The 1,419-nt window shown below is 57.7% G+C and carries 1 protein-coding gene; it reads right to left on the bottom strand.

Features of this window, described 5'->3' with window-relative positions:
- On the bottom strand, window positions 1–1,066 hold a 1,066-nt coding region (locus tag AB1460_RS37480; protein ID WP_368967307.1), incomplete at its 3' end, for a tetratricopeptide repeat protein.
- Window positions 1,067–1,419 lie beyond the last annotated feature (353 nt).

Below are 1,419 nucleotides of genomic sequence, written 5' to 3'. Positions count from 1 at the left end.
GACCGGCCCCGCCCGCGCTGCCGACCAAGGCGTGGATCAACCAGCCCCCAGCGATCATCGAGACCGAGGAGGCGCTACCCACAAACCAAGCAGCCTGATGTCTCATCGGGATTGACAGGCTCCGTCGACCCAGCTGTGCCAGAAGGAGCTGTCGACGCGCGATGGCGGTAACCTGGTTGTCGTCTCCCAGTGCACTTATGATCTCATCGAGGTTCTTCCTGTACAGCCAGACTGCTTTGTCTATCCTACCTGTGGCGGCATACCCGTCAGCCAGCATGCTTCGGGCAATCGTGGTTTTCCAGAAGTCGGAACCGAAAGTGTGTTCGTGTAGGGACAAGCTCTCCTCTCTCATTGAGAGGGCCTCGTTTAAATTTCCGCACCGTACGTGAACCTCGGCTAAAGTGATGAGTGTTTCTCCGACCTCTGGATGGTATCGACCGAGAATTCTCCTGCGGCCGTCGAGTGCCTTCTCGAGTTGGTGAATGGCATCCGCTGTGCGCCCGAGCCCGGCATATGCGACGCCAAGGACATGATAACTCATCAAGGTGTCCCCATGGTCGCCACCGAGCACGTCCAGGCGATCTTCCAGCACGTCTTCGAGCATTTTGACCGCTCGCCCTGAACGTCCAGCTTGCATGTGTGCGAAGGCAAGATTGTGTCGCACTGTAAGGGTTTCTGTGTGGCGTGGTCCAAGAATGGCATTATGATTGCGAATACTTCGAAAGAGAATCGTGCAGGAGGAGTCATGGTTTCCGGTCGAGCTCAAGGCTCCTGCGAAATTGACCCAGGCGCGAAGGGTCTCGGGATGCTCGCTACCCAGAATTCTTTCACTGAATGCCACGGTGGCGCCGGCAAAATCGAGAGTGCCGGCGTCGGGGAACTCGTTCCTGAGGACCAGATTCACCCGCCACGCACGTAACCTCATCAGGTCGGGTGCCGCGCGCCAGTCGCCTGTGACGTCGGATCCAACTGCCTCCCAAATGGAATCGATCTGCTGTTTTATGTGATAGGCGAAATCGCCTTTGATTAATGCGCCGATTCGCATCGCGGGTGACGCGAAAAGCATTCTTGACGCTGCTGTCGCGGCGTCGCTGAGAGTTTCTCCTGCTCGGGCACGATCGCGCACGACTCGCTGTATGAACCGGTGCATGATGACGGTACTTCCGTCAATCCCCAAGTTCAGTAGCGAGGCATCTGAGAGTGAACCAAGTACCTCGTCAACCACTACCGCAGGCGCGAATTCTCGAATCAAATCACGATCTACCCCGCCCGGTGTCCATGGCCATGAAAAAGTGGCTCTGGCACAAATTCCGTGACGGCCCGGTGGGCGGGCCGCACGAGGCGTCGTGGATCATGGCGAGTGGCTGTCCTTGACCCGATCCATGTCCTGTTCCCTCACTTCGTCGGCCTGGTCGTAGA

The sequence above is a fragment of the Parafrankia sp. FMc2 genome, from assembly GCF_041008525.1.
Classification (GTDB): Bacteria; Actinomycetota; Actinomycetes; order Frankiales; family Frankiaceae; genus Parafrankia.
This window is presented reverse-complemented; position numbering and strand designations above follow the sequence as displayed.